At 64.6% G+C, this 13829-nt stretch carries 12 protein-coding genes; 6 read left to right on the top strand and 6 right to left on the bottom strand.

The features are described from left to right. Positions 1–14: 14 nt before the first annotated feature. The 5 genes from H928_RS0121945 (at position 15) to H928_RS0121925 (ending at position 7548) form a co-directional block, all read left to right on the top strand. Positions 15–3185 (top strand): efflux RND transporter permease subunit, encoded by a 3171-nt coding sequence (locus tag H928_RS0121945; RefSeq protein ID WP_021028416.1) that lies wholly within the window; start codon positions 15–17, stop codon positions 3183–3185. Beyond that, a complete protein-coding gene (locus tag H928_RS0121940; protein WP_373604936.1) occupies positions 3182–4723 on the top strand; it encodes an efflux transporter outer membrane subunit in 1542 nt (513 codons plus the stop codon). The genes H928_RS0121945 and H928_RS0121940 overlap by 4 nt, the downstream gene beginning before the upstream one ends. A gap of 87 nt (positions 4724–4810) precedes the next feature. After that, positions 4811–5947 (top strand): NAD(P)/FAD-dependent oxidoreductase, encoded by a 1137-nt coding sequence (locus tag H928_RS0121935; RefSeq protein ID WP_052330192.1) that lies wholly within the window; start codon positions 4811–4813, stop codon positions 5945–5947. Between the two features lie 30 nt (positions 5948–5977). Beyond that, a complete protein-coding gene (locus H928_RS0121930) occupies positions 5978–6448 on the top strand; it encodes a GNAT family N-acetyltransferase (protein WP_027011250.1) in 471 nt (156 codons plus the stop codon). Between the two features lie 149 nt (positions 6449–6597). Continuing rightward, positions 6598–7548: an AEC family transporter gene (locus H928_RS0121925; RefSeq protein ID WP_373604935.1), complete on the top strand. Its 951-nt coding sequence runs from the start codon at positions 6598–6600 to the stop codon at positions 7546–7548. Here H928_RS0121925 and H928_RS0121920 read toward each other — a convergent pair. The 4 genes from H928_RS0121920 to H928_RS0121905 form a co-directional block, all read right to left on the bottom strand. Beyond that, positions 7545–8084: a GNAT family N-acetyltransferase gene (locus tag H928_RS0121920; RefSeq protein ID WP_021028411.1), complete on the bottom strand. Its 540-nt coding sequence runs from the start codon at positions 8082–8084 to the stop codon at positions 7545–7547. The two genes, H928_RS0121925 and H928_RS0121920, sit on opposite strands and share 4 nt — an antisense overlap. 5 nt (positions 8085–8089) lie before the next feature. Next, positions 8090–8761: a pyridoxamine 5'-phosphate oxidase gene (pdxH, locus tag H928_RS0121915; protein ID WP_192817000.1), complete on the bottom strand. Its 672-nt coding sequence runs from the start codon at positions 8759–8761 to the stop codon at positions 8090–8092. Between the two features lie 77 nt (positions 8762–8838). Next, on the bottom strand, positions 8839–9375 hold the full coding sequence (locus H928_RS0121910) for a superoxide dismutase family protein (RefSeq protein ID WP_021028409.1): 537 nt from the start codon (positions 9373–9375) through the stop codon (positions 8839–8841). Between the two features lie 380 nt (positions 9376–9755). Then, entirely contained in the window at positions 9756–10676 is a 921-nt protein-coding gene (locus tag H928_RS0121905) for a LysR family transcriptional regulator (RefSeq protein ID WP_021028408.1), read from the bottom strand. An 88-nt stretch (positions 10677–10764) separates the two neighbouring features. Between H928_RS0121905 and H928_RS0121900 the strand changes: the two genes are divergently transcribed. Further along, on the top strand, positions 10765–11775 hold the full coding sequence (locus tag H928_RS0121900; RefSeq protein ID WP_021028407.1) for a bile acid:sodium symporter family protein: 1011 nt from the start codon (positions 10765–10767) through the stop codon (positions 11773–11775). Between the two features lie 53 nt (positions 11776–11828). Here the strand turns inward: H928_RS0121900 and H928_RS0121895 are convergent, their stop codons facing one another. Beyond that, the gene (locus H928_RS0121895; protein ID WP_021028406.1) at positions 11829–12320 is read right to left on the bottom strand and encodes a hypothetical protein; all 492 of its coding nucleotides are present in this window, start codon (positions 12318–12320) and stop codon (positions 11829–11831) included. A gap of 151 nt (positions 12321–12471) precedes the next feature. Next, a complete protein-coding gene (locus tag H928_RS0121890) occupies positions 12472–13638 on the bottom strand; it encodes a DUF72 domain-containing protein (protein ID WP_027011245.1) in 1167 nt (388 codons plus the stop codon). Between the last annotated feature and the right edge of the window lie 191 nt (positions 13639–13829).

Here is a 13829-nt window from a genome sequence, read left to right as displayed (position 1 = left end):
CCGAGGCTGCATCCATGGCACAGTTTTTTATCCAGCGCCCCATTTTTGCGTGGGTGATCGCCATCATCATCATGCTGGGCGGGGCCCTGTCCATCTCCAAGCTGCCGTTGGAGCAATACCCCGAGATTGCGCCACCGCGCGTCACCATCGGCACCCAGTACACCGGCGCATCGGCAGAGACGGTGGAGAACTCCGTCACCCAGATCATCGAGCAGCAGCTCAAGGGCATTGACAACATGCTCTACATGAGCGCGACCAGCAATGCCTCTGGCCAGGCACGCATCACCTTGACCTTTGCGCCCGGCACCAATGTGGACGTGGCCCAGGTGCAGGTGCAAAACAAGATCCAGGGGGCGCTCAACCGCCTGCCCGAATCGGTCAAGAGCCGGGGCGTGTTCATCAACAAGGGCGGCCAGGATTTTCTGGTCACCTACAGCTTCTACTCGCAAGACCCGACGATGACCGAGGTCGACATTGGTGACTACATCAATGCCAGCCTGGTCGATGTGATCGGGCGCCTCGAAGGCGTGGGCGACATCAATGTGTTTGGTACGTCCTACGCGATGCGCATCTGGATGGACCCGGCCAAAATGGAGAAATTCGGCCTGATGCCGTCGGATCTGGCCAATGCGCTCAATGCGCAAAACGCCCAGGTCTCGGCTGGCCAACTGGGCGCGCTGCCGGCGGTGAACAACCAGCAGCTCAATGCCACGATCACCGCGCGCACCAAGCTCAAGACCGTGGACCAGTTCGAGGACATCGTGCTCAAGGCTGCGACCGATGGCTCGGTGGTCACCATCAAGGATGTCGCCCGGGTGGAGCTGGGCGCGGAGAACCTGAACGTGCAGGCCAAGCTCAATGGCATGCGCGGCGCGGGCATGGGCATCATCTTGGCCGATGGCGCCAATGCGATGGCGGTGTCCGATGCCGTTGCGGCCAAGCTGGCCGAGATGAAGCCCTATTTCCCCAACCAGATCGACTATTTCGTCAGCTCGGACTCCACCCCCTTTGTGCGCGCCTCCATCCACGAGGTGGTTGCCGCGCTGGGCGAGGCCATGGTGCTGGTGGTGATCGTGATGTTCGTGTTTCTGCAGAACCTGCGCGCGACCTTGATCCCGGCCATTGCCGTGCCGGTGGTGCTGCTGGGCACCTTTGGTGTGCTGTCGATTGCCGGTTACTCCATCAATACCTTGACGATGTTTGCGATGGTGCTGGCCATCGGCTTGTTGGTGGACGATGCCATTGTGGTGGTGGAAAACGTCGAGCGGGTGATGCACGAGACAGGCATGTCCGCCAAGGAGGCAACCAAGGTCTCGATGCGTGAAATCACCCCGGCGCTGGTCGGCATTGGCGTAACCTTGTCGGCGGTGTTTGTGCCCATGGCCTTTTTTGGTGGCTCCACCGGCGTCATCTACCGCCAGTTCTCGATCACCATCGTCGCGGCCATGGCGCTGTCGGTGTTTGTCGCGCTGACCTTGACCCCCGCGCTGTGCGCCACCATCCTGAAGGCGCCCGAGCATGCCGGCGGCCATGAGCGGGCCATCCGCAAGGGCCTGTTTGGTATCAGCGATCGGTTCTTCCGCTGGTTCAACCGCAATTTTGACCGCACTGCCAGCCGCTACCAGGGCATCGTCGCCCGCAGCCTGCGCCGCGCCAAGCGCATGATGCTGATCTTTATCGCGGTGCTGCTGGGCGTGTGGCTGTTGATGCACAAGCTGCCCACGTCCTTCCTGCCCGATGAGGACCAGGGCTTTCTGTACGTGAACGTCAACCTGCCCTCGGGCGCGGCAGATGCGCGCCTGCAGGATGTGCTCGACGAGGTGCGCGAGTACCTGCTCCAGCAACCCGACATCATCAGCTTCAACCAGGTCTCGGGCCTCAATGGCGACCAGAGCTCGGCGCGCGGCTTTATCCGCCTCAAGCCCTGGGATGAACGCAAGCTGGCGTCGCAGTCGTCGGCGGCTATTGCCAACAAGGCGACCAAGGACCTGTCGCGCATCCGCGATGCACGCGTCTTGGTGATTTTGCCGCCGGCCGTGCGTGGCCTGGGTGCCAGCTCGGGCTTCAACTTCATGGTCAAGGACATGAACAGCATCGGCCATGATGGCCTGCTGGCCGCCAGCAACCAGGTGCTCGCCGCGATGCGTGCCAACCCGAATCTGACTGCGGTACGCACCACCAATCTGGACGATGCGGCCGAGCTGCGCGTCGATGTGGACGACCGCAAGGCCGCAGCGCTGGGCTTGTCCTATGCCGACATCAACAGCGTGCTGTCCAGCGCGATGGGCGGCACCTATGTGAACGATTTCTTGAACAACGGCCGGGTCAAGCGCGTCTACATCATGGGTGACGCGCCACACCGCATGCTGCCGCAGGACATCGCCAAATGGACCGTGCGCAACAAGAACGGCGAGATGGTGCCCTTTGGCGCGTTCTCGGACAGCCACTGGGCCTATGGCTCGCCCCAGCTGCTGCGCTACAACGGCAGCCCGGCCTATGAGTTTGAAGGCCGCGCGGCACCCGGCATCAGCTCGGGTGCGGCGATGCAGGAGGTCGAGGCCATCCTGGCCAAGCTGCCATCCGGCCTGGGCTATGAGTGGACCGGCGCCTCGCTGCAGGAGCGCCAGTCCGGTGCGCAAGCGCCCATGCTGTACGCCATATCGATCCTGTTTGTGTTCCTCTGCCTGGCTGCGCTGTACGAGAGCTGGACTGTGCCGCTGTCGGTGATGCTGGCCGTGCCGCTGGGTGTGATTGGCGCGCTGGCTGCCACCTATACCCGGGGCCTGACCAATGACGTCTACTTCCAGGTGGGCTTGCTGACGACGGTCGGCTTAGCGGCCAAGAATGCCATCTTGATTGTGGAATTTGCGGTGCAGCTGCAAGAGCAGGGCAAGAAGCTGTTCGATGCCACGGTGGAGGCGGTGCGCCTGCGCTTGCGCCCCATCCTGATGACCTCGCTGGCCTTTGGTTTTGGTGTGATTCCGCTGGCCATTGGCACCGGCGCAGGAGCGGGCGGGCGCAATGCCATCGGCACGGCGGTGCTGGGCGGTATGGTGGCCTCGACCGTGCTCGGCATTTTCATGGTGCCGGTCTTCTTTCTGCTGATCCGCAGCTGGTTCCGCTCCCACAGCCGCCATGACGAGGCGCCTGCGCAGCCTAGCCCCGCGCAGGAGACCGCGCCATGAGCCGTTTTGATACTTTCTCCATGACCCGTGCTTATCGTTTGCCGCTGTCGCTGTTGGCAGCGGGCCTGTTGTCCGCCTGCAACCTGGCGCCGCAATACCAGCGCCCTCCAGCCGCAGTGCCCGCCACGCTCGACGGCGTGGCGCAGACCTTGCCTGCCGACTTTGTCGTTGAACCCGTTGCCGCCGACAGTCTGCAGCTGCTGCCCTGGCAGCAGTGGGTGGAGAGCGCGGGCCTGCGCCAGTTGATCGAGCAGGGTCTGCAGAACAACCGCGACCTGCGCGTGGCCATCGCCAATATCGAAAAGGCGCGTGCGCAATACGGCGTGCAGCGCGCCGACCAACTACCCAGCCTGAACGCCAATGCCCAGGGCAGCCGCACCCGCACGGCAGATGATCTGCGCTCGTCGACGGCGCCATCCTCCGTCGCCAACCAGGTCAGCGTGCAGCTGGGCCTGGCCAGCTATGAGCTCGATTTTTGGGGCCGGGTGCGCAACCTGAGCGAGGCGGCCTTGCAGCAGTACCTGCTGGTCGAAGAAAACCGCCGCAGCGTGCAGCTGGGCCTGATCACCGATATCGCCAATGCCTGGGTGGCCCTGGCCAGCGACCAGCAGCGCCTGCAACTGGCGCGCGATACGCTGGCCACACGCGAGCAGGGCTATGGCCTGGTGCAGCGCATGCACCAGCTAGGCGCCACCAATGGCCTGGTGCTGGCCCAGAACCAGACGGCGGTCGAGACCGCCCGCAACGATGTCGCTGCCTACGAGTCGCAGGTGGCGCGCGATCGCAACGCGCTGCAGCTGCTGGTGGGCGGGCCAGTGTCGGGCGATATGCTGCCCCCGGCGCCCAGCGCATCGCTCAGCAGCAATGAGGTTAAGAGCGCGGGCTCGGGCCAGTTGCTCGACGGCGCAACGCCGCAGGTCAAGGCGCCTGGAGTCGCCACCGCGATGACCGTGGTGCCGACCGGCCTGTCGTCGCAGGTGCTGCTGGCCCGGCCCGATGTGGCCGCTGCCGAGCACAGCCTGCAGGCCCAGTACGCCAGCATTGGTGCGGCGCGTGCCGCCTTCTTCCCCACCATCAGCCTGACGGCCAATGCCGGCACTGCCAGTGATGCGCTCTCGGGCCTGTTCGATGGGGGCAACCGCGCCTGGAGCTTTGTGCCGCAGATCCGTTTGCCGATTTTTGATGGCGGCCGCAACCAGGCCAACCTCGATATCGCACAGGCCAACCGCGATGCGGCACTGGCCCAGTACGACAAGGCCATCCAGGTCGCATTCCGCGAGGTGAGCGATGCGCTGGCCGACCGCGCCACGATGCAGCGGCGCCTGAACTCGCAAGTGGCCTTGGTGCAGGCGGCCAGCCGCGTGCTGCAGCTGTCGCAGGCGCGCTTCAAGGCCGGGGCCGACGATTTTCTGACCGTGCTCGATGCGCAGCGCAGCCTCTACGCGGCCCAGCAAACCCAGATCACCTTGATGCAGGCCGAGCAGGTCAACCGCATCAGCCTGTACAAGGCGCTGGGCGGAGGTATCGACAAGCTGTAGTGAGACCGCAGGCGCTAGGACCATTGCAAACTCAATCGCAAACGCGCAATGCTGCGAGGGCAATGCGCGCTGCACTACCATGGCGGCATGACTGATACCTTGCCAACGCCTGCTGACAGCATTACCTTTTCCGAGTTTGACGAATCCCAGGCGCAGGCGGTGGATGCGCTGATTGTCGGCGCCGGGCCCGTGGGCATGTTTGCCGCCTTCCAGCTGGGTTTGCAGGGCGTGCAGGCCCAGCTGTGCGACAGCCTGCCGCAGATGGGCGGGCAGTGCATTGCGCTCTATGCCGACAAGCCCATCTACGACATCCCCGGCATTGCGCTGTGCACCGGCCGCGAGCTGGCCGCGCAACTGCAGCAACAGATCCAGCCCTTCCACCCCGTTTTTCATGGCCACACCCAGGTCGCACAGCTGCTGCCCCATGGCGATGGCCGTTGGCGTGTGCAGCTGCAGGCCATCGATGGGCTGCAGACCCGCTGGCTGCTGGCCCGCAGCGTCGTAGTCACCGCTGGTGTTGGGGCCTTTGTGCCCAAGCAGCTGCGCCTGCCCGGGCTGGAGGCCTGGTTGGGCAGCCAGGTCTTCTACCATCCCGCTTTCGATGATGCCTGGCTGGAGCCGGTACTGGCGCGCCACCCCGCGCCGCGCATTGTGATCCATGGCGGCGATGAGCCGGCTGTCGAGGCCGTGCTGGCCGCCGCAGACCATGCCAGCTTGCAAGCCGCGCAGCTGGTGCTGATGCACCGGCGCGACCAGTTCAATGCGCCTGATGCGCTGCTGCAGCGCCTGGCGCAGCTGCGTGCCAGTGGCAGGGTGGAGGTCGTCATTGGCATGCCCCAGGCTATCGATGCGGGGGAACATCTGCAGGCTATCGACTATGTCGATGCCGATGGCGCCGACCAGCGCCTGGCCTGTGACCAGCTCTGGGTGTTCCAGGGCCTCTCGCCCAAGCTCGGGCCCTTGCTGGACTGGAACCTGGCACTGGAGAAAAAGCAGCTGCAAGTGGCTACCGATACCTTCCAGACCAGCGCCGTCGGTATCTATGCCGCAGGGGATATCGTCAGCTACCCAGGCAAGCGCAAGCTGATTCTGAGCGGCTTTTACGAAGCGACGATGGCGGCGATGGCCGCCATAGAATATCTGCGTGGCGAAAAACTGCTGCTGGAGTACACGACCACCAGCAAACGCCTGCATGAACGCCTGGGTGTGTCGCACCCGGACTGAGACCTGCCTGGTTGATACGAACCCCGACTGATGCCTGATCTAGCCATTCGCCACGCCCGTTTTCCTGAAGATCTACAGGCGGTGCTGGCGATCTTTCGCGAGTACATTGCCAGCCCCCAGGCCGACCTGGGTTTTCAGAACTATGCGCCCGAGCTGGCGGCACTGCCCGGCAAATATGCAGCGCCCCAGGGGCGCTTGCTGCTGGCCTGGCAAGGCGATGCGGTGGTGGGCTGCGCGGCGTTGCGCGATGTCGATGGCCAATGCTGCGAGCTCAAGCGCGTCTATGTGCGGCCAGCGGTGCGCGGCGTCAAGCTGGGCCGGCGCCTGGTCGAGCAGATGCTGCAGGAGGCCCGCGCCGCCGGTTATCGGCGCATGGCGCTCGATGTGCTGCCGGAGTTCGTCGCGGCCCAAGCGCTGTACCGGGATCTGGGCTTTGTCGATGCGCCGCCGGTGAGCATCAACCCGGTGCCGGGCACGGCTTTTCTGGCGCGTGTGCTGTAGCGCGGCATTGCGCTGCCGGCACCCTGCATGCGTCCTTTGGATTCGCGGCGGTTTGAGCAAGGCGCCCCTGGGCGACGATGCAGGCGCGGTGCAGCGGCGATAATCGCCGCCGGGTGTGATCAACAAAGGGCGATGCAGCGATGGCGGTGATGGTGTCTTTGATTCCCGTGGTGCTGTTCATTGCACTGGGGTATGGCGCAGGGCGCATGGGCTGGGTCAAGGCGGCATCGGTGCGCGATCTGTCCAATATCGTTTTTCTGATTCTCACGCCGGCCTTGCTGTTTCGCACGATGAGCACGGTGCGTGTGCAAGAGCTCAACCTGCAGACCATTGCGGTCTATTTCAGCGCCGCGGGCCTGCTGTTTGTCAGCACCTTGCTGCTGCAGGGCTTCACCACCTTGGGCGCGGCGCGGGCGCTGGCCCACTGTTTCAGCAACAACATCATGATCGGCGTGCCGCTGGTGGGCATGGTGTTTGGGCAAGAAGGCCTGGTGACCTTGTTCACCATCGTCTCGGTCCATGCGCTGATCCTGATGACCTCGGCCACCATCGTGTTCGAGCTGGCCGTCATGCACCAGCAGCAGGCGGCGCAAGGCGGCGCGCGCAGCTACCGCGCAATGGCCATTACCGTGGGCCGGGCGCTGAAAAACGGCATCATCCACCCGATTCCCTTGCCCATCCTCTGCGGTCTGCTGTTCGCGCAGACGGGTCTCAAGATGCCCGAGGTGATCGATACCTCGCTGCAGATGCTGGCCCAGGCGCTGGGCCCGATCGCGCTGATGCTCGTGGGCATCACCTTGTTCTACAGCGCAGTGGGCCGCTACTGGCTGCCTGCCAGCCGCATCGCAGCTGTCAAACTGCTGCTGCACCCGGTGCTGCTGCTGGCCATTGGCTGGCTGTGGGGGCTGCGCGGCCTGCCGCTGGTGGTGCTGGCCACGGCCGCATCGCTGCCGGTGGGGGCCAATGTGTTTTTGTTCACGCAGCGCTATGAAGTGGGGCGCGAGGAGGTCACCGCCAGCATCGCGGTATCGACCAGCCTGGCCCTGGTGACGATACCGCTGATCTTGCTGGGACTGGCCCAGCTGCTGCAGACAGTTTAGGGTGCGGGCTGGGCGGCGGGATGCAAGCGGTGCTGCATCAGCAACTCATCGTGCAGCGCGCCATCGACCAGCAAGGCCGCGGGCTCGGTGCCATAGGCTTGGAAGCCCGCTTGTTCGTAAAGGCGAATCGCGCTGGCATTGGCGGCGTTGACGCTTAGGTGGATCTGCACCGCACCGGGCACCTGGCGGGCAAAGGCAACGGCTTGCGCCAACAAGGCCTGCGCAATGCCCTGGCCGCGAAAGGCTGGCTCTACATACACGCCCCACAGGGCCATGCGGTGCCGGGTCTTGAGGCCATCTTGGCGGCGAATGCCCAGCATGCCCACCAGCTGGCCGCCGGCAAAGGCCCCCAGCACACCCTGGTCAGCGCTGGGCGCGAGGCGCGCCTCAATCAGCGCCAAGGCGCGGTCTTTTTCTTCTTCGTAGCTGGAGCCAAAGGCGCTGGGCGATGCGCGCAGGCCTGCCAGGCGCAGGGTCTGGAACGCACTGGCATCGGACCGGTTCAGCCAACGGATCTCATAGGCAGCGGCAGCCATCAGTATCAGGGCGCCAGGCGTTCGCGGATCCAGTCGGCGCTGTTGGGCGCTGCCTGGCGGTAGCGCAGGCGGTCATGCAGCCGGCTCTTGCGGCCCTGCCAGAACTCCCAGGTGTCGGGAACCAGGCGAAAGCCACCCCAGTGCGGCGGGCGGGGGGGCTTCAGCAGGAACTGCGCACCATACTTGGCGGCATTGGTCACCAGTACCGTGCGGCTGTCGATCACCTGGCTCTGCGGGCTCGCCCAGGCACCAATGCGCGAGTCGAGCGGGCGGCTGTTGAAGTAGGCATCGCTCTCCTCGTCCGAGACCTTCTCCACGCGCCCCTCGATGCGCACCACGCGCTCGAGCTCGACCCAGTGGAACATCAACGCGGCAAACGGGTTGCCGGCAATCTCGCGGCCTTTGCGGCTGTCGTAATTGGTGTACCAGACGATGCCGCGCGCGTCATAGCCCTTGATCAGCACGATGCGGGTGCTGGGCCGGGCATCGGCCCCCACGGTGGCCACCGTCATCGCATTGGGCTCGGGCAGCTGGGCGGCAACGGCTTCGTTCATCCAGCGGTCAAACTGGTCGATGGGTGCGGCGCAGGAGGCTGCATCGTTCAGTTCGGCGCGTTCATAGCTTTTGCGCAAATCGGCAATGGAGTGGGAGAGTTCGCTCATGGCCCGATTGTGCATCGCTTTGGCGCGGCGCAGCGACAAAAAAGCCTGTGGGCCGCTGGGCGCCACAGGCTGGGGGGGGAGCGCAGGGGGGCTTACTGGATCACGCCGCAGCCCAGACGCGCGCCGGAGTTGCCGGTGGGTTGGGTGGTGTAGTCGTCCTTGTCCTTGTGCACCACCACGGCGCGGCCCTTGATGTCGCTGGGCTTGCCGGTGCCGATCGACAGGTCCTTGGTCTCCCAGACCAGGAAGGCGGTGCCCGCGGCATCGGCCATCAGGCTGGGCAGATCGCCGACATGCGCTTGTGGGCCGGCCTTGCCATGCTGGTGGCCGTTCGGGTTGTAGTGGCCGCCAGCGCTCATCGCATCGGGCGAGGAGCAGTTGCCGTTCTCATGCACATGGAAGCCATGCTCGCTGCCCGGTGCCAGGCCCTTGACCTGGGCCATCACGCGCACGGTGTCGCGGTTGACCTCGTAGACGCGGAAATAGCCGCTGATGTTGTTGCCTTCGGTCGGGTTGATGGTTGCCTCGGCAATCGGGGTGGCGCGGTCGGTGGTGGCGCAGGCGCTTAAAACGGCGGCAACGGCAGCAGCGGCTGCGAGTTTGGCGATAGATGGGATGCGTTGAATCATGCGAACTCTCCTGGTGCCTTGGAATAAGGGGTTGTTGTCACAAGCCACCGTTTTTAGCATGCATGCGGGGCCTGTTTTGTAGTCTGATTGCCAGCAATCGAGGCGGCATGCTTAGAACCTGTTCAAAGTCTCCTCGCGCCGCGACAGTGTCTTTGCGAGATGGGATGCGAGGCGCAACACCGCAGCAATAGCCCAGCTATTGCGAGGATTTGCAACGACGCAGCCCGCTCGCAAAGCCACTGTCCCTGTCGGTTGGAGTGAAATCGGGCGATTTCTGCGCGCTGGCCCTTGCTTGCACCCCGGTGCAAGCTGCGTTCCATCCCTTCGCACTCATCCCGATTGCACTCCAACGCGGCTGCGTAGAGACTTTGAACAGGTTCTTACTGCGGGGGCAGCGTGGTCAGACGCTTGGCGACCAAATCCCAGACCGCTTGCGCAGCAGCGGGCAGGCTGCGCTGGCGGCGCCGCACCAGCATGATGGCCCTTTGCACCTGGGGCCGCAGATCGCGCACCTGCAGGCTGCTCAAGCCATGGGCCGGAATGGCCAGGCCCGGCATGATGCTGATGCCAATGCCGGCTTCGACCATGCGAAAGGCGGTGGTCACATGGCCGACCTCTTGCACGACGGGGCTGTGCTCGGGGCCGCAACCGCTGGCCAGCAGCGCGGCGTCCATCAATCGGCGGCTGCCCGATGCATGGTCGAGCAGCACCAGCGCTTCGCCGCGCAGCTGGTCCCAGCGCAGGCTGGTGGCGTCCTGCGCCTGCTGCACCAGCGCATGGCCGGGCGGCAGCACGGCGACAAAGGGATCCAGCTGCAGATTGATGCAGTCCAGGTCACCCAGCTCGGGCGGCTCCACGACCAGCCCAAAATGCACATCACCGCTGCGCACCTGGGCCAGCACCTCTTGCTGCAGGCGGTCGACCAGCTGCAGCTGGACCTGCGGCAGCTCGCGGTTGCAGGCGGCAATGCAGGCGGGCATCAGCGCGGCAGACAAGGTGGGGCTGCTGGCCATGCGCACCTGGCCGCGCGCCGCATGACCGACATCGGCCACTTCGGCCAAGGTATCGGCCAGCTCTTGCAGCAAGGGTGCGGCTTTTTGGGCCAGCAGCTGGCCGGCATCGGTCAGCAGCACTTCGCGCGTGGTGCGGTCCAGCAGCCGCACATGGAGCTGGCCCTCCAGCTCGACCATCGCGCGGCTCACGGCCGACTGGGTCAGGCCCAGGGTCTGGCCGGTCTGGCTGAAGCTGCGGCACTGGGCAACGCAGAGGAACACCTGGAGCTGGCGGAGGCTGACATGCATGGCTGGACGGATGATTGGGAGATATATGACTTTAAATCATTAATCAATCTTATAAATTAATTTTACTTTCGCTTGAGAACGGCGTCCAATGGCGCTCATGAAATTCCGTCCCGACAACTTCACCCTGATGCTGGTGGCCACTGTGCTGCTGGCCAGTTTTTTACCTGCCACCGGCCAGGTGGCGAGTGCCTTTGAGACCTTGACGACCGCGGCCGTGGCCTTGCTGTTCTTTCTGCATGGCGCCAAGCTCTCGCGCCAGGCGATTCTCGCGGGCATCATGCACTGGCGGCTGCACCTCTTTATCGTGGGCAGCACCTTTGTCGTGTTTCCGTTCCTGGGCTGGGCGCTCAAGCCGCTGCTCACACCCCTGGTCTCGCCCGAGCTGTATGTGGGCGTGATGTTCCTGTGCGTGCTGCCGTCCACCGTGCAGTCCTCGATCGCCTTTGTGTCGATGGCGCGGGGCAATATCCCGGCGGCCATTTGCAGCGCATCGGCCTCGACCTTGCTGGGGGTGTTCATCACGCCGCTGCTGGTGAGCGTGTTCGTCACCGCCCATGGTGCCAGCGGCTCCTTTGTCGATGCGGTGGTCAAGATCCTGCTGCAGCTGATGCTGCCCTTTGCGGTCGGCCATCTGCTGCAGCGCTGGGTGGGCCCGTTCATCAAAAAGCACGGCAAGCTCACCAAGGTGGTGGACCAGGGCTCCATCCTGCTGGTGGTCTACACCGCCTTCAGTGCCGCCGTTGTGCAGGGCATCTGGCGCCAGGTATCGCTCAGCACCTTGGTGGGCCTCTTGGTGATCAGCGCCATCATCCTGGCACTGGCGCTGTTCCTCACCACGTTCCTGTCGCGCCGCCTGGGCTTTAGCAAGGAGGACGAAATCACCGCCGTGTTCTGCGGCAGCAAGAAGAGCCTGGTGAGTGGCGTGCCCATGGCCAAGGTGCTGTTTGCCAGCAGCACGGTGGGCATGATGGTGCTGCCGCTGATGCTGTTCCACCAGATGCAGCTGATGGTCTGCGGGGTGTTGGCCGCCAAGTACGCCAAGCGCGCGCAGCAGCTCGAGGGCGACAAGGCCCTTGGCACAGCGGCTGCAGGCAAGTAAGCCGCAGCGACAGGCATCAAAAACGGGCCGGGCGCATCAAGCCCCGGCCCGCATCACTTGAGCGCCGGGCTGAAGCGGATGCTGTATTTCTCCAGCGCCGGGCCCACTTCGAGCTGCATGGTGCGGCGCTTGGCCGCGGGCTTGCCGCCGGTGACCTGGGCCGTAATCACAATGCCTTTGCCATGGGCCTTGCAGCGCAGCTCCTGCAAGCCCAGATCGGCGTTGTCGTCATTGATCTCGGCAAAGCCCTGGGTATGGGCGGCCACCCCGCGCCAATGGGGCGTTTCTTCGGGCTGGTTCATCCACTGCACAAACAAATAGGCCTGGCCGTTTTGCTCGCCCTGCACCACGCGGTAGGGCTGCTCCGCCTTGTTGCTGCCCTGGTTGCGGTTGCCACACAGCTGCACGCTGGTGACGCTGTCGCTCACGGTGAAACGGTTGGCACGGGTCTCCGCCGCCTGGGCGCTGAGAGAAGAGGCCAGGCCGGCACAAACGGCTGCCAGGCTGGCAAATTGGCACAAAGTGCGGTAACGCATGGGTTCCATCGCTAATGGGGGAGTGGGTGCGGCGGTCGCCCGGAATGGCACTGCGCTGCGCACCCGCAGGGCAACTATCATAGGCCTGCACCAGACTGCTTCGGCGCAGATACCGGGGCGGCAGCGGCAAATTTGCGCAAAACATCGCAAGCGATTGCAATCAGGCCGGGCTGGGGTTTTCAGATTTTTTCAGTGCGGCAATCGCCTCTGCCAGCCGCACAATGCTGAGCGGGCCGCAGCCCTCGGCCTCGTTGCTGACGGTGACATAGGCGGGCTGCCCCTTGCCGCAGACGCCAGCCAAGGTGCTCGCCAGCAAGGCCAAGGTAGCTGGGTCGGGCTGCTGGATGCGGTCAAACGGTGCCAATTGCTTTTCGGCATCGGCATAGCCATAGGGGCCAAAGACGGGGTTCACATTCCAGCGGCAGACCAGCGGGCCGGGCCACAGGGCACGCAGCAGTGGCAGTTGCTCGGGCATGCGCGGCATCTTCGCATGCAGGCCCAGGCAGTAGGTGGCACCGGCCTGGCGCAGAATCTGGGCCAGTTGCGGGGCGATGTCGGGGCGCAGCCAATCGGCATCGCGCACTTCAAAAGCCACAATCGGCCGGCGCTCTGCGGGCAATCCGGCCAGCTCGGTCTGCACGGCCAGCGCCAGTTGCGCAAGCGCTGCCAGGGTGGGCTGCAGGTTCAGCAGCCGGCCCAGCGGCAGGGGGCTGAGCTGGAACAGCAGCACGCCCAGCTTGTCCAGCAGTCCTTCGCAGGTGGGCCGTACATAGCTGCTGAGGGCCAGCTCCACATTCAAAAAGGCCGGGTTGGGCTCTTTGCCGCGGCCTTCTTCACTGCGCACCTGGGCATCGCAGACGAGTGCAGGCGCCTTGACGACAAAGCGAAAATCTTCTGGCACCTGGGCGGCATAGACCGCGTACTCGGATGCTGCCAGCGGACGGTAAAAGCTGCGGTCAATGCTGACGGTGCGCAGCAGCGGGTGCTCGGCATAGGCGTTCAGGCCGCGTTGGGCGAGGATGCGCTCGCTATAGCCCTTGTCCCAGACCAGGCCCTGCCAGCCGGGGTAGGACCAGGAAGAGCCGCCCATGCGCAGCAGCGCGGGCATGGCTGGGGCCAGGTCCTCCCCCAGCAAGGGGTAGGCCGCGCCTACGGCCTGCGCACGGCTGCGCGCTTTGGCGGCAGGAGCGGGTGGCGTGGCGGGTGGAGGAGGGGAGGCTTCGCTGTCTTGCGCGTCAGCGGGCGGTGCAGCCGGGCTGGGCGCAGCAGCAGCCGGCGCGGGCTCGGCGCCAAACAAATCCAAATTCGAATCGGGCTCTGGGGACATCGCGGCCCAGTATGCCACCGCTCGCGCTGCGATTCGCATTGTTTGACGATTGGCGCCGAAGGCCGCCTGCGACACGCATCCCCCGTGTAGAGGCACTACCGATCGCTATAAAAATTACATTTTTCAAATCCGGCAACTGTTCAAATCCCCAGTGGCTGCCAGCAGCTATGGCACACTGGCTCTTTTGCCAG

Source organism: Comamonas sp. B-9, assembly GCF_000410635.1.
In the GTDB taxonomy this organism is placed as follows: domain Bacteria; phylum Pseudomonadota; class Gammaproteobacteria; order Burkholderiales; family Burkholderiaceae_C; genus Comamonas.
This window is presented reverse-complemented; position numbering and strand designations above follow the sequence as displayed.